The organism is Pseudomonas sp. H26/SER47-MNA-CIBAN-0231 (assembly GCF_040310465.1).
In the GTDB taxonomy this organism is placed as follows: domain Bacteria; phylum Pseudomonadota; class Gammaproteobacteria; order Pseudomonadales; family Pseudomonadaceae; genus Aquipseudomonas; species Aquipseudomonas atacamensis.
In genome coordinates this window covers 572,475-593,922 of sequence record NZ_JBEOPW010000001.1, presented here as the reverse complement: position 1 = coordinate 593,922, position 21,448 = coordinate 572,475, and the positions used below count along the sequence as shown (strand labels likewise).

The 21,448-nt window shown below is 57.4% G+C and carries 17 protein-coding genes and 1 pseudogene; 16 read left to right on the top strand and 2 right to left on the bottom strand.

The features are described from left to right. The first annotated feature begins 76 nt into the window (after positions 1 to 76). The 15 genes from AAEZ10_RS02645 to AAEZ10_RS02575 all read left to right on the top strand — a co-directional run bounded on the left by AAEZ10_RS02645 (position 77) and on the right by AAEZ10_RS02575 (position 19,093). Positions 77 to 1,387 (top strand): ABC transporter substrate-binding protein, encoded by a 1,311-nt coding sequence (locus tag AAEZ10_RS02645; RefSeq protein ID WP_073476160.1) that lies wholly within the window; start codon positions 77 to 79, stop codon positions 1,385 to 1,387. A 155-nt stretch (positions 1,388 to 1,542) separates the two neighbouring features. Beyond that, entirely contained in the window at positions 1,543 to 2,469 is a 927-nt protein-coding gene (locus AAEZ10_RS02640; RefSeq protein WP_041480415.1) for a carbohydrate ABC transporter permease, read from the top strand. A gap of 8 nt (positions 2,470 to 2,477) precedes the next feature. Beyond that, entirely contained in the window at positions 2,478 to 3,308 is an 831-nt protein-coding gene (locus tag AAEZ10_RS02635; protein WP_016774872.1) for a carbohydrate ABC transporter permease, read from the top strand. Positions 3,309 to 3,473: 165 nt separating this feature from the next. After that, the gene (locus AAEZ10_RS02630; RefSeq protein ID WP_071172662.1) at positions 3,474 to 4,577 is read left to right on the top strand and encodes an ABC transporter ATP-binding protein; all 1,104 of its coding nucleotides are present in this window, start codon (positions 3,474 to 3,476) and stop codon (positions 4,575 to 4,577) included. Between the two features lie 15 nt (positions 4,578 to 4,592). Continuing rightward, positions 4,593 to 6,065 (top strand): mannitol dehydrogenase family protein, encoded by a 1,473-nt coding sequence (locus tag AAEZ10_RS02625; RefSeq protein WP_350567466.1) that lies wholly within the window; start codon positions 4,593 to 4,595, stop codon positions 6,063 to 6,065. A gap of 204 nt (positions 6,066 to 6,269) precedes the next feature. Continuing rightward, positions 6,270 to 7,766, top strand: coding sequence for a xylulokinase (gene xylB, locus AAEZ10_RS02620; protein ID WP_350567463.1), 1,497 nt, complete (start codon positions 6,270 to 6,272; stop codon positions 7,764 to 7,766). Between the two features lie 13 nt (positions 7,767 to 7,779). Beyond that, complete coding sequence (locus AAEZ10_RS02615) at positions 7,780 to 8,718, top strand: carbohydrate kinase family protein (RefSeq protein WP_350567460.1); 939 nt, start codon at positions 7,780 to 7,782, stop codon at positions 8,716 to 8,718. A 77-nt stretch (positions 8,719 to 8,795) separates the two neighbouring features. Further along, the gene (locus tag AAEZ10_RS02610) at positions 8,796 to 9,383 is read left to right on the top strand and encodes a transglycosylase SLT domain-containing protein (protein ID WP_350567552.1); all 588 of its coding nucleotides are present in this window, start codon (positions 8,796 to 8,798) and stop codon (positions 9,381 to 9,383) included. A 288-nt stretch (positions 9,384 to 9,671) separates the two neighbouring features. Then, on the top strand, positions 9,672 to 11,726 hold the full coding sequence (locus AAEZ10_RS02605; protein ID WP_350567457.1) for a type VI secretion system Vgr family protein: 2,055 nt from the start codon (positions 9,672 to 9,674) through the stop codon (positions 11,724 to 11,726). Further along, a complete protein-coding gene (locus AAEZ10_RS02600; RefSeq protein WP_350567454.1) occupies positions 11,717 to 12,583 on the top strand; it encodes a DUF4123 domain-containing protein in 867 nt (288 codons plus the stop codon). Before AAEZ10_RS02605 ends, AAEZ10_RS02600 begins: the two co-directional genes overlap by 10 nt. A 33-nt stretch (positions 12,584 to 12,616) precedes the next feature. Further along, positions 12,617 to 15,925 (top strand): hypothetical protein, encoded by a 3,309-nt coding sequence (locus AAEZ10_RS02595; RefSeq protein ID WP_258378302.1) that lies wholly within the window; start codon positions 12,617 to 12,619, stop codon positions 15,923 to 15,925. 4 nt (positions 15,926 to 15,929) lie between these two features. Next, on the top strand, positions 15,930 to 16,904 hold the full coding sequence (locus AAEZ10_RS02590) for a tetratricopeptide repeat protein (RefSeq protein WP_110645398.1): 975 nt from the start codon (positions 15,930 to 15,932) through the stop codon (positions 16,902 to 16,904). 171 nt (positions 16,905 to 17,075) lie between these two features. Next, the gene (locus AAEZ10_RS02585; RefSeq protein ID WP_177433971.1) at positions 17,076 to 18,044 is read left to right on the top strand and encodes a tetratricopeptide repeat protein; all 969 of its coding nucleotides are present in this window, start codon (positions 17,076 to 17,078) and stop codon (positions 18,042 to 18,044) included. 290 nt (positions 18,045 to 18,334) lie between these two features. Then, complete coding sequence (locus AAEZ10_RS02580; protein ID WP_350567450.1) at positions 18,335 to 18,604, top strand: DUF2790 domain-containing protein; 270 nt, start codon at positions 18,335 to 18,337, stop codon at positions 18,602 to 18,604. Positions 18,605 to 18,694: 90 nt separating this feature from the next. Continuing rightward, a complete protein-coding gene (locus AAEZ10_RS02575) occupies positions 18,695 to 19,093 on the top strand; it encodes a hypothetical protein (RefSeq protein WP_073476138.1) in 399 nt (132 codons plus the stop codon). Here the strand turns inward: AAEZ10_RS02575 and AAEZ10_RS02570 are convergent. Next, entirely contained in the window at positions 19,090 to 19,359 is a 270-nt protein-coding gene (locus AAEZ10_RS02570; RefSeq protein WP_016774885.1) for a DUF1652 domain-containing protein, read from the bottom strand. The two genes, AAEZ10_RS02575 and AAEZ10_RS02570, sit on opposite strands and share 4 nt — an antisense overlap. A gap of 369 nt (positions 19,360 to 19,728) precedes the next feature. On the opposite strand from AAEZ10_RS02570, the gene eco reads away from it, so the two are divergent. After that, positions 19,729 to 20,214 carry a serine protease inhibitor ecotin gene (gene eco, locus AAEZ10_RS02565; RefSeq protein WP_323164729.1) on the top strand — a complete coding sequence of 162 codons (486 nt, stop codon included), beginning with the start codon at positions 19,729 to 19,731 and terminating at the stop codon, positions 20,212 to 20,214. A 36-nt stretch (positions 20,215 to 20,250) separates the two neighbouring features. On the opposite strand, the pseudogene ilvA reads toward eco, so the two are convergent. Continuing rightward, positions 20,251 to 21,240: pseudogene (gene ilvA / locus AAEZ10_RS02560) on the bottom strand (threonine ammonia-lyase, biosynthetic); the annotation flags it as partial. Positions 21,241 to 21,448 lie beyond the last annotated feature (208 nt).

Here is a 21,448-nt window from a genome sequence, read left to right as displayed (position 1 = left end):
ATTCTTCCTGCATTCGGAAGACACAAAAACAATAACTGTCCTTCTGCCCCGTTGGGTGTCAGAAAAGGAGTGCACGATGCAACCCACTGCAAAAGCTCTGCTCGCTCTCACCTGCATGACCCTCAGCAGCGTCAGCCTTGGCGCCCAGACCCTGACCATCGCCACCGTCAACAACAGCGACATGATCCGCATGCAAAAACTCTCGAAAACCTTCGAGAGCGAGCATCCGGACATCAAGCTCAATTGGGTGGTGCTGGAAGAAAACGTCCTGCGTCAGCGCCTGACCACCGACATCGCCACACAGGGTGGCCAGTTCGACGTATTGACCATCGGCATGTACGAAGCCGCACTCTGGGGCGGCAAGGGTTGGCTGGAGCCGATGAAGGACCTGCCGGCCAGTTACGCCCTCGACGATGTCTTTCCGTCGGTGCGCGAAGGCCTGTCGGTGAAGGGTTCGCTGTATGCGCTGCCGTTTTACGCGGAGAGTTCGATCACCTATTACCGCACCGACCTGTTCAAGGCAGCCGGGCTGACCATGCCGGAGCGTCCGACCTGGGAAGAGATCGCCGGGTTTGCGGAAAAGCTCACCCAGAAAGACAAAGAGCAGTACGGCATCTGCCTGCGCGGCAAGGCCGGTTGGGGCGAGAACATGGCGCTGGTCACCACGGTCGCCAATGCTTATGGCGCGCGCTGGTTCGATGAGCAGTGGAAACCGGAATTCAGCGGCCCGGAATGGAAAAACGCGCTGAATTTCTACGTCAACACCATGAAGAAATCCGGCCCGCCGGGCGCGTCGAGCAACGGTTTCAACGAAAACCTCGCCCTGTTCAACAGCGGCAAATGCGCGATCTGGGTCGACGCCAGCGTCGCCGGCTCGTTCGTCACCGACAAGACCCAGAGCAAGGTCGCCGATAGCGTCGGTTTCACCTTCGCTCCGCATCAGGTCACGGATAAAGGCTCGGCGTGGTTGTATTCGTGGGCGCTGGCGATTCCGACCAGTTCCAAGGCCAAGGACGCAGCAAAAACCTTCAGCGCCTGGGCCACGTCCAAAGAGTACGGCGAACTGGTTGCCAAGACCGATGGCATCGCCAACGTGCCACCGGGCACCCGCGCTTCGACCTACAGCGATGCGTACATGAGCGCTGCGCCGTTTGCCAAGGTGACGCTGGAATCGCTGAAAGCCGCTGACCCAAGCAAACCGACGCTGAAACCGGTGCCGTACATCGGCATTCAATTGGTGACCATCCCCGAATTCCAGGCAGTGGGCACCCAGGTCGGCAAGCTGTTCTCGGCTGCGCTGATCGGCCAGACCACGGTGGATCAGGCGCTGGCGGCGGCGCAGCAGACTACGGAACGGGAGATGAAGCGCGCGGGTTATCCCAAGTAAGCGCTGAACGACTTGCTCCTGCCTCTGTGGGAGCGAGCCTGCTCGCGAAGGCGTCGTGTCAGCCAACACACATGACACTGATCCGGCGCTTTCGCGAGCAGGCTCGCTCCCACATGGGGATCTCCATAGGTCTGTATGACTCGGTTGTGAATGCCATGAATACTTCAACTGCCAAAGCCCACATCGACCTGTCGCCACCCCAGCGCAAGCTGCGCGTGCGCAATCCCGGCTGGTTTCTGGTCAGCCCTTCGGTGGCGCTGTTGCTGCTGTGGATGATCGTGCCGCTGGGCATGACCCTGTACTTTTCGATGATCCGCTACAACCTGCTCTACCCCGGTGAAAACGAGTTTGTGGGGTTGGAGAACTTCACCTATTTCCTCACCGATTCGGGTTTCATGCCCGGCGCGACCAATACGTTGTTGCTCGTTGGCAGTGTGCTGCTGATCAGCGTGGTCTTCGGTGTATTGATCAGCGCGTTGCTGGAGGCCAGCGAATTCCTTGGGCGCGGTCTGGTGCGGGTGATGCTGATCTCGCCGTTTTTCATCATGCCCACCGTCGGCGCGTTGATCTGGAAGAACCTGATTTTCCACCCGGTCTCGGGGATCCTCGCCTACATCTGGAAGCTGTTCGGTGCGCAACCAGTGGACTGGCTGGCGCACTATCCGCTGCTGTCGATCATCATCATTGTTTCGTGGCAATGGCTGCCCTTCGCAATCCTGATTCTGATGACAGCGATGCAATCGCTGGATCAGGAACAGAAAGAAGCTGCACGCCTGGACGGTGCCGGCCCGATCGCGATTTTCTGGCACCTGACCCTGCCGCACCTGGCGCGGCCGATTGCTGTGGTGGTGATGATTGAAACGATCTTCCTGCTCTCGGTGTTCGCCGAAATCTTCACCACCACCAACGGTGGCCCCGGCTACGCCTCGACCAACCTCGCCTACCTGATCTACAACCAGGCGCTGGTGCAGTTCGATGTCGGCATGGCTTCGGCCGGCGGTTTGATTGCCGTGGTCATCGCCAACATCGCCGCGATCATTCTGGTGCGGATGATCGGCAAAAACCTGACTGACAAAGCGTGAGGCCTGCCATGACCCTCCAACAATCCCGCCGCCTGCAAAGCCTGCTGCTCGGCACCCTGGCCTGGGCCATCGCGATCGTGATTTTCTTCCCGATCTTCTGGATGGTGATGACCAGTTTCAAGAGCGAAATCGACGCCTTCGCCACGCCGCCGCAGTTCATCTTCACGCCAACGCTGGAGAACTACCTGCACATCAACGAGCGCAGCGATTACTTCAGCTTCGCCTGGAACTCGGTGGTGATCTCCTTCAGCGCCACCGCCCTGTGCCTGTTGATCGCGGTGCCGGCGGCCTACTCGATGGCGTTCTATGAAACCCAGCGCACCAAAGGCACGCTGCTGTGGATGCTCTCGACCAAGATGCTGCCGCCGGTGGGCGTGCTGATGCCGATCTACCTGCTGGCCAAGAGTTTCGGCCTGCTCGACACGCGCATCGCGCTGATCGTGATCTACACGCTGATCAACCTGCCGATCGTGGTCTGGATGGTTTACACCTACTTCAAGGACATCCCCAAAGACATCCTCGAAGCCGCCCGCCTCGACGGTGCGACGCTGTGGCAGGAGATGGTCCGCGTGCTGCTGCCGATCGCCAAGGGCGGCCTCGCCTCGACCGTGCTGCTGTCGCTGATCCTGTGCTGGAACGAGGCGTTCTGGTCGCTGAACCTGACCTCATCGAATGCCGCACCACTGACCGCGTTGATCGCCTCGTATTCAAGTCCCGAAGGATTGTTCTGGGCCAAGTTGTCGGCCGTCTCGACCCTGGCCTGTGCGCCGATTCTGATCTTTGGCTGGATCAGCCAGAAGCAACTGGTACGCGGGCTCTCGTTCGGTGCCGTGAAATGAAGCCTCTCAATCTAATGCGATTCACTGTGGGAGCGAGCTTGCTCGCGAAAGCGGAGTGTCATCCAACAATGATGGTGACTGACACGGCCCCTTCGCGAGCAAGCTCGCTCCCACAAAAGAGCTTATCCAGCTCAATCGAATAACAACAATGCGGAGGCCCATCTCATGGCCAACCTGAAAATCAAGAATCTGCAAAAAGGCTTCGAAGGCTTTTCCATCATCAAGGGCATTGACCTGGAAGTGAACGACAAGGAATTCGTGGTCTTCGTCGGCCCGTCGGGCTGCGGCAAATCCACCCTGCTGCGCCTGATCGCCGGGCTGGAAGAGGTCAGCGGTGGCACCATCGAACTCGATGGCCGCGACATCACTGAAGTCAGCCCGGCCAAGCGCGATCTGGCGATGGTGTTCCAGACCTACGCGCTGTACCCGCACATGACTGTAAAAAAGAACATGTCGTTCGCCCTCGATCTGGCCGGCGTGCCGAAAGCCGAGGTCGAGCGCAAGGTTGGCGAAGCGGCGCGGATTCTCGAGCTCGGACCGATGCTCGAGCGCAAACCGAAACAGCTCTCCGGCGGCCAGCGCCAGCGCGTGGCGATCGGCCGTGCCATCGTGCGCAACCCGAAGATTTTCCTCTTCGATGAACCGCTGTCCAACCTCGACGCGGCGTTGCGCGTGCAGATGCGTCTGGAGCTGCTGCGCCTGCACAAAGACCTGCAAGCGACGATGATCTACGTGACCCACGATCAGGTCGAAGCGATGACCATGGCCGATAAAGTCGTGGTGCTCAATGGCGGCAGGATCGAGCAGGTCGGCTCGCCGCTGGACCTGTATCACAACCCGGCCAACCTGTTTGTCGCAGGCTTCCTCGGCACGCCGAAAATGGGTTTCCTCAAAGGCAAGATTGCCCGCATCGACGGCGCCAGCTGCGAAGTTTCGCTGGACGCCGGCACGCGCATCACCCTGCCGTTCAACGCCGCCAGCCTCAGTGTCGGCAGCGCAGTCACGCTGGGTATTCGCCCTGAACACCTGGAGCTGGCGCAACCTGGCGACTGCACGCTGCAGGTGACTGCCGATGTCAGCGAACGCCTTGGCAGCGACACCTTCTGCCACGTCACTACCAGCGCCAGTGAAGCCCTGACCATGCGCGTGCGCGGCGATCTGGCCAGCCGTTACGGCGAGCAATTGAGCCTGCGTCTGGACCCGACTCACTGCCACCTGTTCGACGCTGAAGGTGTGGCGCTGACTCGCCCACTGCGCGCTGCCGCCTGATTTCGAGACTATCCGATGAAACTCAACCAACAGAACCTCAACCGCCTCGCCGCCGAAGTGCAACTGCCGGGCTACAACCTGAGCGACACACGCCAGGGCATCGCCCACATCGGCGTCGGCGGTTTCCACCGCGCGCACCAGGCGTATTACACCGATGCCTTGATGAACACTGGCGAAGCGCTGGACTGGGCAATCTGCGGCGTCGGCCTGCGCCCGGAAGATCGCCGCGCTCGCGATGATCTGCGCGAGCAGGATTACCTGTTCACCCTCTTCGAACTGGGCGACAGCGATGACACCGAAGTGCGCGTCATCGGCGCGATCCGCGACATGCTGCTGGCCGAAGATGGCGCGCAAACGCTGATCGACAAACTCGCCGAACCGCAGATCCGCATCGTTTCGCTGACCATCACCGAGGGCGGTTACTGCATCGACGACAGCAGCGGCGAATTCATGGCGCATCTGCCGCAGATTCAACACGACCTCGCCCATCCCGAGGCGCCGGGCACCGTGTTCGGTTTCCTCTGCGCCGCATTGGCCAAACGCCGTGCGGCGGGTGTTCCGGCATTTACCGTGATGTCCTGCGATAACCTGCCGCACAACGGCGCCGTCGCGCGCAAGGCGCTGCTGGCGTTCGCCTCGCTGCGTGATCCGCAATTGCGCGATTGGATCGACCAGAACGTCAGCTTCCCCAACGCCATGGTCGACCGCATCACGCCGATGACCAGCACCGCGCATCGCCTGCAACTGGCCGACAAACACGGCGTCGACGATGCCTGGCCGGTGGTCTGCGAACCGTTTGTGCAGTGGGTGCTGGAGGATAAATTCGTCAACGGCCGCCCGGCGTGGGAAAAGGTCGGCGTGCAGTTCACCGACGATGTGTCGCCGTACGAAGAGATGAAAATCAAACTGCTCAACGGCAGTCACCTGGCGCTGACGTATCTGGGCTTTCTCAAGGGTTATCGCTTCGTCCACGAGACCATGAACGATCCGCTGTTCGTGCGTTACATGCGCGCTTATATGGATCTGGATGTCACGCCGCAGCTGGCGCCGGTGCCGGGCATTGATCTGAGCGAATACAAGGACACGCTGGTCGCGCGGTTCTCCAATCAGGCGATTGCCGATCAACTGGAGCGCGTGTGTTCGGATGGCTCATCGAAGTTTCCCAAGTTCACCGTGCCGACGATCAATCGGCTGATCGCCGATGGCCGCGAGACCAAGCGTGCAGCGCTAGTCGTGGCGGCGTGGGCGCTGTATTTGAAGGGCGTGGATGAGAATGGCGATACGTATTCGATTCCGGATCCGCGAGCGGCTTTCTGCCAGGGATTGGTGGCGGACGATGAGTTGATCACCGAACGCCTGTTGGGCGTGGAAGAGATTTTCGGCACGGCGATACCGAAGTCGGCGGAGTTTGTTGCAGCGTTCGAGTGGTGCTGCCAGAGTTTGCGCGAGGTTGGGGTTTCGCGGACTCTGGAACGGGTGCTCGGCTGAAAAGCCCCTCACCCTAGCCCTCTCCCGGAGGGAGAGGGAACCGACCGCGTGGTTCTTCCGTTATTCATCGACCTGAAATTCCGAGTCGAATACAGAGTGTGAAAGGCATGAAAATCTGCTCCCTTTCCCCCTCGCCCCCGTGGGGGAGAGGGCTGGGGTGAGGGGGTAGCTCTTGATCTTCAGCGCAATCTGACAGGCCCATACATGACAACAACAAAGCTCTTCCTGGGTATCGACTGCGGCACCCAAGGCACCAAAGCGATCATCCTCGACGCCGGCAGCGGCCAGGTGCTCGGTCTGGGCGCAGCGCCGCACACGATGATCAGCGGCGCCAACGGCCGCCGCGAACAAGACGTTCAACAGTGGCTCGACGCGTTCGTCAGCGCCACCCGCCAGGCCTTGCAAGTGGCCAACGTCGACGGCCAGGCGATCCTCGGTGTCGGCGTCTCCGGCCAGCAACACGGCTTGGTCCTGCTCGATGAGCAAGGCGCAGTGCTGCGTCCGGCCAAACTCTGGTGCGACACCGAAACCACGCCGGAAAACGAGCGCTTGCTCGCGCAAATGGGCGGCGAGAAAGGTTCGCTGGAACGCCTCGGCGTGGTCATTGCGCCGGGCTACACGGTGTCGAAACTGCTCTGGACCAAAGAGCAGCATCCCGACGTGTTCTCACGCATCGCCCGGATTCTGTTGCCTCACGACTACCTCAACTACTGGCTCACCGGTCGCGCCTGCAGCGAATACGGCGATGCGTCCGGCACCGGCTATTTCAATGTGCGCACGCGGCAGTGGGATGTACAGATCCTGCGCGACATCGATGCCAGCGGCCGTTTGCAAGCCGCGCTGCCGGAGCTGATCGACGCGCACGCCGCCGTCGGCACTCTCCTCCCGGCAATCGCCGAGCAACTCGGCATCAACCCCAACGCGGTGGTTTCCAGCGGCGGTGGCGACAACATGATGGGCGCCATCGGTACCGGCAATATCCAGCCCGGCGCGATCACCATGAGCCTCGGTTCGTCCGGCACGGTCTACGCCTATTCGGAGGAGCCGAGCGTCAGCGCCGATGCCTCGGTTGCCACGTTCTGTTCCTCCAGCGGCGGCTGGCTGCCGTTGATCTGCACCATGAACTTGACCAACGCCACCGGTGCGATTCGGGAACTGTTCAAGCTCGACCTGCCGACCTTCAACGAATTGGTCGCGCAATCGCCCATCGGCGCCGAAGGTGTGAGCATGTTGCCGTTCCTCAACGGTGAGCGCGTCCCCGCCCTGCCCCACGCCACCGGCAGCCTGCATGGCCTGACCATGGACAACCTGACCCAGGCCAATCTGTGCCGCGCCGCTGTCGAAGGCACCACCTTCGGTTTGCGCTACGGGCTGGATTTACTCCGCCAGAATGGTTTACAAAGCCGGCGCATTTGCCTGATCGGCGGCGGCTCGAAGAGCGCGGTGTGGCGGCAGATCGTCGCCGATATCATGAACGCTCCGGTGATCTGCACCGAACAAAGCGAAGCCGCCGCACTGGGTGCGGCGATTCAAGCGGCGTGGTGCGCGTCGCGCTCTCACGGCGATGATGTGTCCTTGGCCGAGCTGTGCGAGCGCTGCGTGAAACTCGACGCGGGCAGCGAAACCCTGCCGATCGCCGCCAATGTCGCGGCGTTCCAGCAGGCCTACGAACGCTATCAACAGCATGTCGCAACCCTATAACGAGCAAACAACTATGTACCTGGTGTGTGGCGAAGCCCTGTTTGATTTCTTCAGCGAAAACGATGCCAGTGGTCTGGCCTCGAAAGTCAATTTCAAGGCGATTGCCGGCGGCTCGCCGTTCAACGTCGCCGTCGGTCTGCGCCGCTTGGGCGTGGACTCGGCGCTCTTCGGCGGCCTGTCCACCGACTACCTCGGCCGCCGTTTGCAGCAAGTCCTGCAGGACGAAGGTGTGCGCCCGGACTATCTGGTGGATTTCGCCGCGCCGACCACCCTGGCAATGGTCGCGGTAGGCGCCAATGGCTCGCCGCATTACAGCTTCCGTGGCGAAGGCTGCGCCGACCGGCAACTGAGCGAGGCACATCTGCCGACGCTCGGCGACGAGGTGCGCGGCCTGCACATCGGCTCGTTTTCGCTGGTGGTACAGCCGATCGGCGACACCTTGCTTAAGCTGGTTCAGCGCGAAAGCGGCAAACGCCTGATCAGCCTCGATCCCAACGTGCGCCTCAATCCCGAGCCGAACATCGAGCTATGGCGCGAGCGCATCGCCACGCTGGTTCAACTGGCCGATCTGATCAAAGTCAGCGACGAGGATCTGAGCCTGCTCTATCCCGAGCAAGATCCGCAGCATGTTATTGAAAGCTGGCTCGAGCATCGCTGCCAGATCGTCTTCCTGACGCGCGGAGGCGACGGCGCAACGGTGTTCAGTCGCGCGCATGGCTCGTGGTCGGTGCCGGCCAATCAGATTCAGATCGCCGATACGGTAGGCGCCGGCGACACCTTCCAGGCGGCGCTGATCACCTGGCTGACCGAACATTCGCTGGACTCGGTCGAAGGCGTCCAGCAGCTCAGTCGCGAGCAAATCGACGGCATGCTCAGGTTCGCCGTACAAGCCGCCGCACTGACCTGCAGCAAAACCGGTCCGGATCTGCCCTATCGTCATCAATTGAGCTGAGCGCGTAGACTGTCGGCCTTTTTGCGCACGACGGAAAACAGCTCTTGAATCACAGGCACATCCTCGCCCTCCTGACCATGGCCACCCTGCTGAGCGGTTGCGGCACCTCGCCGCCCCGCTCCCCGGAAGACATCTGCGCAATCTTCCGCGAGAAAAGCGATTGGTACGACGCTGCGCAAGTCACGCAGAAACGCTGGGGTGTGCCGATCCAGGTGCCTTTCGCGATCATGTATCAGGAATCCGGCTACCGCTACGACGCCAAGACGCCGCGCAAATATCTGCTCTGGGTAATTCCCTGGGGCCGCGTCTCCACCGCTTCCGGTTATGCGCAAGCCAAGGATGAAGTCTGGGCCGACTACCAGAAAAGCACCGGCCGCAACTGGGCCGATCGCGAAGACTTCGACGACGCCATCGACTTCGTCGGCTGGTACATGGACAAGACCACCTCGACCAACGGCGTGTACAAATACGACGCCTATAACCAGTACCTGAATTACCACGAAGGTTGGGGCGGCTTCCGCAACAAGACCTACGCGAGCAAAGCCTGGCTACCGCCGACCGCGCGCAAGGTGCAGAACCGTTCGGATCTGTATGCGCAGCAGTATGCCGGCTGCAAGGAAGACCTCAATCGCGGGTTCTGGAGCCGGTTCTGGCATTGGTTGTAGCGGTGTTGCTGAAGACGCCTTCGCGGGCAAGCCCGCTCCCACGGGACCTTAGTGAACGCCGATTTTGTGTCCACCCGAGAAACCTGTGGGAGCGGGCTTGCCCGCGATGGCCATCTCTCAAACACCATCAAAGTCTATGAAAGGCCCGATTTCACTGACCCAAACCGCCCTCCTAAGGGTTTTCCCTATGGCATCAAGGCCCCACACCTACGCCATTTGCGCCTTGAATGAGGCCGTCTAATCCTGCAACATCCATCACCTGCTTATTCAACGGACGGAATTCAAGGCATGCTGGACGCCAATGCAACCCACATCACCCTCTCGATCGAAGACGCCAACGCCGACCTGCAAGTCCTCAGCTTCACCGGTCGCGAAGCCCTCAACGAACCGTTCCGTTTCGACCTCGAACTGGTCAGCGCCCGCCCCGACCTGAAGCTCGAAGAGCTGCTGCACAAGCGCGCGTGCCTGACGTTCGGCGCCACCGGAGAAGGCAAGATTCACGGCCAGGTCTATCGCATCGAGCAGGGCGACTCCGGCAAGACCCTGACCCGCTACAGCATCAGCCTGATGCCGCAACTGGCGTATCTGCAGCACAACCATGATCAGCAGATCTTCCAGCAACTGACGGTGCCGAAAATCATCGCCCAGGTGCTGGAAGATCGCGGCATTCTCTCTGACGCCTACAGCTTCCAGCTCGGCGCCGAGTACCCGGAGCGTGAGTATTGCGTGCAATACGACGAGTCCGACCTGCATTTCATCCAGCGTCTGTGCGAAGAGGAAGGCATTCACTTCCACTTCCAGCACAGCAGCAGCGGCCACAAACTGGTGTTCGGCGACGATCAGACGGTGTTCCGCAAACTGAAGCCGGTCAGCTACCAGCAGGACTCCGGCATGGCTGCGGAGAAACCGGTGATCAAGCGCTTCAACCTGCGCCTGGAAACCCGCACCACCCGCGTCAGCCGTCGCGACTACGATTTCGAAAAACCCAAGCTGCTGCCCGAAGGCGCGGTCAAATCCGAATTCGCCCCGGATCTGGAAGACTACGATTACCCCGGCCGCTTCACCACCCGCGAGCGCGGCAAGTTCCTCTCGACCCGCGCCCTCGAACGCCATCGCAGCGACTACAAACTCGCCGAAGGCAAAGGTGATGAACCGACGCTGACCAGCGGCCATTTCCTCACACTCGCCGAACATCCGCGCGCCGAGTGGAACGACCTGTGGCTGCTGCTGGAAGTCTTCCACGAAGGCAAACAACCGCAAGTGCTCGGTGAAAACGTCACCAGCGACGTCACCGACAACAAAAGCGATTTCCACCAGGGCTACCGCAACAGCTTCCTCGCCACCCCGTGGGACGCGCACTACCGCCCTGCCCTCGAACACCCGAAACCGAAAGTCCTCGGCAGCCAGACCGCCGTCGTCACCGGCCCTGCCGGTGAAGAAATCCACTGCGACCAGTACGGCCGCATCAAGGTCCAATTCCACTGGGACCGCGACGGCCAGTCCGACGACAAAACCACCTGCTGGATGCGCGTCGCCAGCGGCTGGGCAGGCAGCGCCTACGGCGGCATCGCCATCCCGCGCATCGGCATGGAAGTCCTCGTCACTTTCCTCGAAGGCGACCCCGACCAGCCCCTCGTCGCCGGCTGCCTGTATCACAAGGAAAACGTCGTCCCCTACGACCTGCCCGCCAACAAGACCCGCAGCACCTTCAAAACCCTCAGCTCCCCGGGCGGCAAGGGCTACAACGAATTCCGCATCGAAGACAAGAAAGGCGCCGAACAGATCTACCTCCACGCCCAGCGCGACTGGGACGAAAACATCGAACACGACCAGAAAATCCGCGTCGGCAACGAACGGCATGACACTGTTGAAGCCAACGTGTTGAGCGAGTTCAAGGTCGAAGAACACCGGATCACCCATCTGGACCGAATCAGCGAAATGCGCGCGGATGATCACCTGACAGTGGGTGTGACGCAGCATGTGAAGGTGGGGACTGGGCAGTTTGTTGAGGCCGGCAACGAAATCCATTATTACGCCGGCCAGAGAGTCGTGGTCGAAGGCGCCATGGAACTGACCGCCAAGGCTGGCGGCAGCTTCGTCAAGGTCGATGCGGGTGGCGTGACCATCAGCGGCGCTGAGGTGAAGGTCAATACTGGTGGCTCGCCCGGGGTGGGCACGCCGGCGGCGCCGTTGTTGCCGGGGCCGATGAAGGTTGTGGATGCGGATAAGGCGGGGAAAGTCCCTGTCCCGCTGCCCAAACGTCTGAATGAGTCTGGAATAACGCCGTTGTGCGGCAAGCAAAGCAACGGCGCCTGCAGCCGTAAGGATTGCACATGCATGTGAAAGCGCTCAGCGCACTCCTCGAAGCTCCACGCCATGGGTTCGTTGATTTACCGAGAGAAAGCTCTGAATCAACAGTGTGTTTCATTATTGACCCGGTTCGACAGCCTGACGCGATGAGCCGCCTTTATCGTGTTGGCGAACCGGTGGTAGATGCACAGAGCCTGTTCCTCAAAACCGCCTTCGCTGAGATCGCCGCTGACGGTCCGCTCTGGATCACCGCGCCGTGGGGCAGTCGCCTTGCGACTGAGGCAGCAAAGCTGTGCGAGGAAAATTTCTCTGGCATTGCCATTACCACAGCTGATTCTGACAAAGCGCTCGCCCATGCGCGCTGGCTCTTGCGCGCTAATGATGGCTCTGGCGGACAAAGCCTGCTGAGCTACCACAAGCCAAGCCTGTGGGCCGCGCTGGCCTATACCGCTGGCGACAACTCCCATCAGCTGTTCGGCCCTTGGCAGCACGTATACAGCCCAGCGCCGGTTCATTTTGGGCGCAATAAAGGTCCATGGCTCAGTTGGCGCGCCGTCTCGGAAGTCGAATGGCTGGGCGATACTTCAGTGTTCAGCCTGCCACCATCCGCGGCGAACGTTCAAGAGCATTTGGGTTGGATTTATTGGGCAGATGAACATCACGCAGATTACGGCGAGCCGAGCGATGAGCATCTGCCCAACCTTGTGGCAAACCTCAATGTGCTGGTTGCCCACAATATTTACGAAGGCCGTCACTTGCTGAAGCTGGGGTCAATCATAAATGGCCCACTGCTTGAAACACAGCCACAGGCAATGGCCATCCTGCAATCCAGGGAAGAGTCGTTCATCAAAGTACAGCAGCTGCAGCAACTCACCACCAGCGTTGCTTGATGAACCCGTCCGTTAAGAATGAATGGAAGCGAAATGGATACTGAAATCTCAGAAGCAACAAAGGTAGATCGCGACAGCTCTGCGGCAACTGCCTCAGCCCCGTCGACACCGGTTGAAACGAAACCTGCCTTGGAGCTTGATCCTCAGCCTGTAATGCCTGCCAGTTGCCCCAACGCGTTCGACAAAGTGGAAACGGCTTGCTCGACAAGTTATGGCGAGGTGATCTACGCAACCAAGGAAAGAATGTTCTATCTGCTGCCTGAACGCGCTGCAAGCTCGATCAAAGAAGCGATGAATGAACTTGAGCAACATATCAGCGCAAGCAAGTCTCCTGAGGAACGTTTGAAGGGGATGAACACCGCGGGGTTGCTCGAGTACTTCCTCGAACCCAAGTTGTCAAACTTCCTGCAAGGTGAACAGAAAAGCCGAATGCTGGAAATCGAAGCTCAGGAGCCGGATATTGCGCAGCCAACCATGGCCATGCGCTTGAAATCCGTGAGCCGTGACGCCCGAAATTCAGCGGCGCTGGAGAAGTTGCCGGATCAGAGTGAGTACGCACGGAACCGGGCACTGGCCGGTCAGCAACAGGCTAGCCTGCTTGAGGCCAACTCCGAGGGGCAAAAGCTGCAACGACTCTACAACGAGTGGAAGAAGCTGAAGGCTGTAGCAATAGAGCAAGCCAAGATAGCTGGCTATATCTATGAAAGTGGCAACCTGTTTTCGCCCGGTGCTCTTGAGGCTAGAACTCGTGTTCAGACCTATCTGAAAGCCCGTGCGGCACTCACAGCCAGCGGCAAGCTGACTACTCTCAAAGAAGAAGATTTCAAGAAGAACAAGAAGGCGTATCTGGACGCCACAAACTGTGTGATCGATGGCAAGGCCCGGATGTGCGGTTATTTGAACGACGTGGCCAACGAACGCAAAAAAATCGAAAAAGACTTTGCTGCCTATATCGATTCGATTTTGAAAGTCGCCGACTATGGCTTGGCACTTCCTGAGTTTGCCCTCATTCCTGACACAGGCGAAATCAGCGCAGGTATCGAGAAATTCAAATCATATCTCGAGATGGAACAGCGGCAGGTCAAACTGGCTGAACAAATCCGCACCAAATACAAAGCCTGGATTGACGCCAGCGGCCAAAACGTAGCGGCACCAGCGGGCATCGTGCAGGCTGAAAAAACCGAGTGGCAGCACATTCAACAAGAGCGCATGAAGCTTCGCGATGATGCAGAAGCCGCTGTAGCCGCAGCCCTACCACTGCGCCATCTGTTGTGGGAGCCAGAGCAATTTCAGCCGAAACCGGAAGAGCGCCTGGTCAAGGCTGGCTTTCCGTTGCGCGAAGTGGCGCTTTTCAATAGCCCCAACAGTCCGGTCAAGCATTTGAGTCTGCTTAATCTGGAAGGCATTGAAAAAGCCTTGAAAAAAGACGTAAGCGCGCTCGGTGCTACTGCAAGCAAAGACCTGCAGAAACTTCCCGGCAACAGCAACGGGAAAGCGCAAACTGACACAGACGATAACCCTTTCCATGAATGGCTACGCCTCGAAGGCGCGATGGCCATCAAGGATCAGGAAAGCAACTGGTTCGATGAAAAAGGCTGGTTCGATGTAGAACTCTTCCATTCCTATCTCAAGTCGAAAAAACTGACAGTGGATACTATTGAGGACGCAGGCGCCCGCAAAGACTGGGGGCTGCGCCTTCGGCAGCTGCTGTTCAAAGAAGAAGTTCGAAGTTCGTTGCGCCTGTTCGATAACAGTCCTCAAGCACAATTGGTTCGTTGCCTCACGCCACCACAGTCCTCCATCCACACTGGAACCAAGGTCACTGGTCCGAGCTTCAGCGTCACCGATAACTTCAAGGCCTCTGCCAAAGCCGAAGCCAGCCTTGGGATTGACTTGGCACGCGGTGAAGTTGAGTTGATGAAGATGGATCTGCCGGGTAAAGATCAAGCAAAAGACATCCTGATCCCGTACCTGGATTACGAGAAAAACCGCAAAAACCTGAATCTCGGCAGGTTTTCGATCCATTTGGGCGCTAGAGCGTGGGGCTACACAGGCGCTACCCTCCTCCTCTCCTCCAGCGTGCAGTTGGGACGTGCAAACGTACAAGGCGGCCTCAATCTTCCGGAAATCACCGATGCAAAACGTCCGGAGACCACCAATGCCGTAGCAACTACAACTAGAAGCGAACCTGTTCTGGCGGGCGACGCCGCGAAAGTACGGGTTGAAGATGGGGCTAAAGCCCAATTCAATCTCTTTGCAGGAGTTCAGGCTGGGATTCTACTGACAGGCGCCTTGAACTGGGCTCCGCCGAAAGATATCGCTGTGTTGCGCACCGCCCCTTCGCCCGGCATGGCGAACACCGTCAACAACGCGAAAGCTAGCCAATGGGCGAGCCTGGCCAGACTCACAGCAGGCTTTACTGCCGCGTATGGGCTGGGTACTACGGCAGATATTGGGATCTCCTTGCATGAAGGCCGCTTCATCATGCGGTTCAAGGCTTCCGTCATCGTCGGCGCTGGCGTCGGCGGCGAATTTCAATTTGAAGTAGGCTATGACGGTGTTACTGACTTGATTAACTTGCTGCGACGGGAAATGCATAAAAATCAGGATAAATCGCTAATTTTTGTGACGGACGAAGCCGCCGACTACATCGACAAACTAAACTTTCTTGGCGCTGCCGGGATGGAAGTGGCGATGACTTACATGCAAGGCGTTGATATGGTGATGTCGTTATATGAGGCGTTAACCGGGGGCGGCAGAGGAGCAATTATCGCTCATACGATTATGAATTATCATAATCAAGCTGAGTTAGACCAATGGATCTTGGCAGCGACTCCAGGTGCGCTTGGCCCAATGTTGATGACATTGATTTCCGCGCCGGAGAAATTCAAGATTTCGGAATATGGAGCGCCTAGTGCAAGCTCTAAAGCCACAGAAAAGTCTTATACAAAAGACCAGTGTCAACTGCTTCAGCAGCAGGCTGTTGAGCGCATACTAGGATTGATTGTCCGCCAAGCGGAAAAGCAAGGAACAATAACCCTTGCCCAAGCACAATTTGAAGAAGCATGCATGAGCATGAATCGGTTCGGAACCAAAGCCGCAGACGAAGCAGAACAGCTATATTGCGAGAATCGACTGCATATGGACAATTTCATGTCAGAAGCAATTCTGCGACTGCACGACGATGCGAACGACGAAATGCGTGCCCGGTATAAAGCGCACGTGAACCTTTTAGGCGCGAACCTAGATGGCTTTTGTCACAGAACCCGATACTACGGACAAACTTTTGTTCCTGGCGGAAAAGCAAAATATGTCCCTCCAGCTACATACATCAAGGGATAAAAAAATGTCGCGCACACTTATATATATAGCAACCGCAATTGCAACCCTCTTATCAAACAACGTACTTGCCGAGCTTACACCAACTCAGCAGGCCGCAAAAACTCGTGGGATAATGCTTTTCAATCAATACAAACCAGCAGAACTGGAACTTCGCATAGCAGCCGAAGCGGGCGATGCGGAAGCACAATTCTATTTAGCTGACGAGCTTCGTCAAAAAAAACAAGGAATGACTGTCGAAGCGCAAAAATGGTACGAGGCATCAGCATCACAGGGTGATTATTATGCGATGTTTAAACTCGCCACCGTATCGGAAGACCTGTGCTCGGTTGTCAACCAATGTCCTGCTAGTAGTAAAAAACCAAGTGACTGGCTAGATTTATTGATAAAAACTGCTACGCCTCGCGCTTTGGGTGGCGACGGCGAAGCGATGGCTGTGCTTTACAACGCGACTGCAGAGTTGGATTGGTTGCAGAAATCAGCAGCGGCTGGATATGCGCCGTCACAGTGGTTGCTCGCTAATCGTTACGCCGAGGGGGAAGGCACATTTTTGCTACCTTGGAAAAGAAAGAGTGCCGAGGAGGAGTTGCTAAAGGCTGCTTCGGAAGGAGGTTACCCTCCTGCAATGATCGAATATATTTCGATTCTTTCCCAGCGAAATGATCTGGCAGGTGTTCGGCATTGGTGGGAAGAAGCGGCGAAAACCGGTTATCAAAATGCCGTCGCAACCTATGGTGCATATCTTTCCCACACGCCCGACAAAGTTGGCTACCCCGTCGATTTGATCAAGGGCTACGCACTGGTCTCTTTGCTTAAAGAATTGGATGGCGGTGGAAACGTTCAAGTCTATGTGGAAGGGAAGCTTCCTAAAATTGCTGCAAAAATGACATCGAACCAGATTGAGGAAGCGGAAAAATATGCAATTGAGTGGAAGGCCACCCACCCGCCCCTTTCTTTCTTTCCAAGGAAATTAGGTTTTTAATTAGTAATGAAGCAGAATGCAAGAAATAACCGGTACGAGGCTAATCTTCACCAATTAGAACAATCGACAGCCTTGTCGTTCGCGCTCTGCCGTATCGTTTTCAAAAGTTTTGCAAAGACCGATATACCAGCGAAACAACTGCAATCGAAAAACAACTCAGCACTTACACTGATGAAGGTGATCCCCACTACGCTTATTTTATTAACGCTAGCGTCGACCCAGTCATTCGCGCTTACGAACGAACAATCTCGGGCAAAAATCAAGGGCATTGAGCTATACAATCAATACAAAGCGACTTCTGCAATCCCGTTTTTAACAACAGCGGCAGAAGCGGGAGACCACGAAGCTCAATATTATTTAGGAGAAGTTCTTCGTAAGAAAAATCATTACGTGAACGAGGAGGCCAAGAAATGGTATGAAGCGTCAGCAGGCCAGAACGATCTTTATGCCATGATCCAATTGGGCCGCATTGAGCATGATATATGTAAAATATCCAACGACTGCCCTCCTTCTCACAAGCAACCAATAGAATGGTTAAATCAGGCAAAAAAAATAGCTCAAGAAAAAGCCGAGGCTGGTGATGCGGAGGCAATGTGCATAATGTATGAAATCACGCTAGATGATGCGTGGTTGGAAAAATCCGCCTCTGCGGGAAATGCATTTGCGCAATACTGGATGGCGGTATCCCTCAAACAAGGTGATGGTTTTCTCATGCCTTGGAAACGAAGCGAAGCAGTTGAAAAGTGGTTTAAGCTATCTGCTGAAGGCGGCTACCCAAAGTCAATGATAGAATACGCTGCGATATTGTATGAGCGCGGCGATATAGAGGGATTTCGCCACTGGAATGAGCAAGCAGCAATAGCAGGTTATGCGGAATCAGTGTATGGATATGGCTCATATCTTGCTCATGAGCCCGACACATATGGATTTCCATATGACCCCGTTAAAGGCTATTCACTAGTTTCATCCTTAAGTATTCTGAACGGCGGGGGTGGAATGCAAGAAAATGTTGAATACAAACTCCCTCTCATTGCAGCCAAGTTGACACCCGCACAAATTTCCGAAGCGCGCGAGCAAACAAAGAAATGGGCCGCTACACATCCTCCGCTGTCTTTTTTTCCTGAAAAACTGAGTCGTTAATTCACTTTAATCAATAATGAGTTAGGACGCGTACTACTTGAGAGCCATGACCAGGATCATCGCTCCTGGTTATGGCTGATCGGCAATCGCTTCAATGCAAATATCTTTGGTTAAATGTGCTTACCGCTTGATCCCCGATCTATTCAGCCTAATTAGTCCAATTACCCCCCCTTAATCCTCAAATCAAAGACTCTACAGTACTGTTCCGCTCAGGCATCGCGCTGAAACCGACTGCGGCAGGCTCGTCCGGCTTCATGCCGGGCGCCTATCCGTTACGCTGGAGTCCTTTCATGAACATTCGTCCATTCCTACTCACCTCTACCCTCGCCTGCGCCGCTTCCGCCGGGCTGGCCCCAGCCACTGATACATCCGCCACTTCCGACGCCTTGCCCTACCAATACGGCATGCCACTACACGTGGCGAAGGTGCTTTCGCTAACCGAGCCGCCGACCCTGGAATGCAAAGTCATCACCGCCGACATGAAATACATAGACAACTCCGGCAAGCCCGCACAAATCAGTTACAGGAAGTTACCTGACGCTTGCAGTCAACAGAACTGACAGACGCTTCTGATTTTCCGGTTCGCCATAGGCGTGGAGTGGCTCCGGCGGGTATGCTCGGGGCCTACCCTACTGCCGCAAGGATTGGCCATGCAGTTGTCGTTCCGCACGTTGTCGAGTTTTACTTCCATCCTGTGTTTTTTGCTGGCGCTGGTCTGGGGATTTTTTCCGGAGGTGTTGCTGGCGATCTGGAGTATTGGCTATTCGGAAGGCACCGGCATAGTCGCAAGGCGCAGCGCGGTGCTGTTTGCGGCGTTGGGGGTGATGTTTTATTTGCTGCGCAATGCTCCGCCGTCAGCGGCACGCAGTGCACTGAGCACTGGTTTTATCGTCGGCTGTTTCGGTTTGGCGGCGTTGGGTTTTGGCGAATGGCTCAATGGCCATGCCGGCCCCGGGATTTTGCTCGCGGTGCTGGTCGAGTTCGCGCTGGGCCTGGGTTTCGTGCAGGCCCGGCGCGTGACGGTCGAACTGGGTGAAACGGTGGGTTAAACGGCTCGAGAACGAGCGCTGGTTTGATGTGTCGTGGTTTGTTGCGCGAGGTCGGAACGCAGGCCAGCGACCAGGTTGTTGATTTCACGGCAACTGTTCAGGCGGCTGGCGTCGATTCCACTGACGTAGAGATCGGCTTGGTCGGTCCGATGGTCGCCAAAGACTTTGACGGACATCGACAAGTCGGGTGACAGCGTGCACTGGCAGCGTTTCGGCAAGAAGCTGCTTTCAATGATATTGCGTAATTCCAAGGCAGATAAAAACATGGCGAACCCTCTCCTTTCTGTGCGATTGCCAATCAAGTATTCACGCTGACCCTTTGCTGCGCCTTCACGGGTGTGCCCCCGCTGTTTCCCTGGTGCGGCAAATGGTGGTACTGCGAAATGCCCATTGGAGTGTAGGCGCCCAAATCCGGTGCGCCTCACCGGAAGAACGCATAAAACGTGCCTTTGATCGGTTCGTTTGGCGCCCTGCAAAATCAAGCACTTGGAAAGATGGCCAGTATCCTGCTATTTGCAAAATGCATGAACCGACCGCCCGTCCACTGCAATCTGCAATCTCCGGCTGAATTTGCTTTCGAAGACCATGACGGCAAGAATGTCTCCCATTGCAATTCAACTCGCACGGAGGCTTCCATGAATTCCTTACGAATTTGCGCGATCACTGGCCTGTTAATCGCCAGCCTTTCCACCCTCGCTCACGCCGCCAAACTCGAAGACGTCGCGCCGTTTCCCAAAGCAGAAGCCGGGTTTACCCGTCAGGTCATCCATCTGCCCAAACAAGAGCAGGAGGAGAATTTCCAGGTTGAAATTCTCGCTGGCAAAACTCTGGAGGTGGATTGCAACCGTCAACGTTTGGGCGGTGTGCTCGATGAAAAGAATCTTCAAGGCTGGGGCTATCCGTTCTATCGTCTGGAAAAGGTCATCGGCCCGATGAGCACGATGATGGCCTGCCCGCCTGGCAGCCAGAAAAAGCGCGCTTTCGTTCCGGTCGTCGGCGACGGCTTCATGTTGCGTTACAACAGCAAATTGCCGGTTGTGGTGTACGCGCCGTCGGATGTCGAAGTGCGTTATCGCATCTGGTCGGCGTCGGACAAAGTCGGCACCGCCCTGCAGGAATAACCCGAGCGCTTGTTACGCCGGCACGCCGCAAGCAGCGGCGCGCTCGGCGACATGGCGCAGGCTGTCGAAGTTGATGTTGGCCCCGGAGTCGATGGCGACGAATGTCTGATCGCGAACGCCGCTACGCGCCACGTACTGCTTGATCCCCGCCACGGCCAGCGCACCTGAAGGTTCAGTGATCGAACGTGTATCGTCGTAGATATTCTTGATCGCGGCGCAGAGCTCGTCATTGCTTACCGTGATCACCTCATCTACGCAGAAGCGGCATACCTCAAAGCCATACGCGCCGATCTGCGCCACCGCGACGCCATCGGCGAAGGTGCCGACGCTCGGTAGAACCACCCGCTCGTCCGCACTTAAAGCCGCTTGCAGGCACGCCGAATGTTCAGATTCGACGCCGATGATCCGCACTTCCGGGCGCAGGTATTTGACGTAGGCCGCGATACCGGCGATCAAACCTCCGCCCCCGACCGGGATGAAGATGGCGTCCAGGGCGCCTTGATGCTGGCGCAGGATTTCCATTGCCACGGTGCCTTGTCCGGCGATCACGTCAGGATCATCGAACGGTGAAACAAACGTGCATCCGGTCTGTTCGGCCAAGTGCAACGCATGGGCCAGAGCAAAGGGGAAACTCTCGCCATGAAGCAATGCGTCGGCACCGCGACTGCGCACGCCGAGCACCTTGAGCTCAGGGGTGGTAGACGGCATGACGATCGTCGCGCCGATGCCCAATTCCCGTGCCGCCAGCGCTACACCCTGCGCGTGATTACCCGCCGATGCAGTGATCACTCCCCGCGCTCGCTGCTCATCGCTCAGTTGCACGAGTTTGTTGTAAGCACCACGGATCTTGAAAGAGAACGTCGGTTGCAGATCTTCGCGCTTGAGCAGGACCCGATTGCCCAATGTTTCCGACAACGCTGGCGCAAGCTGCAACGGCGTGCGCACCGCAATGTCGTACACCGGCGCGGCGAGGATTTTCTTTACGTAGTGCTCGAGCAGGGCTTGCTGGTCGGGGCTGTGCGGCATGGTCGTCTCCTGACAGTTTTCAGAACCCAGGAGACAGAAAGTAAAAACCCGCCTCTAGGGCGGGTTGGGTGCTGCAGTCGTGAGCTAGCCCGCCAAATGAGGAATGGCGGCAATAATGCTTGGCTGGCAGCGCGATACGATGAAAGTCATGGGCTGGAAATTAGCCTGCCGGCGGATGACAAGTCAATGGCCAGCTGCAGAACATTGA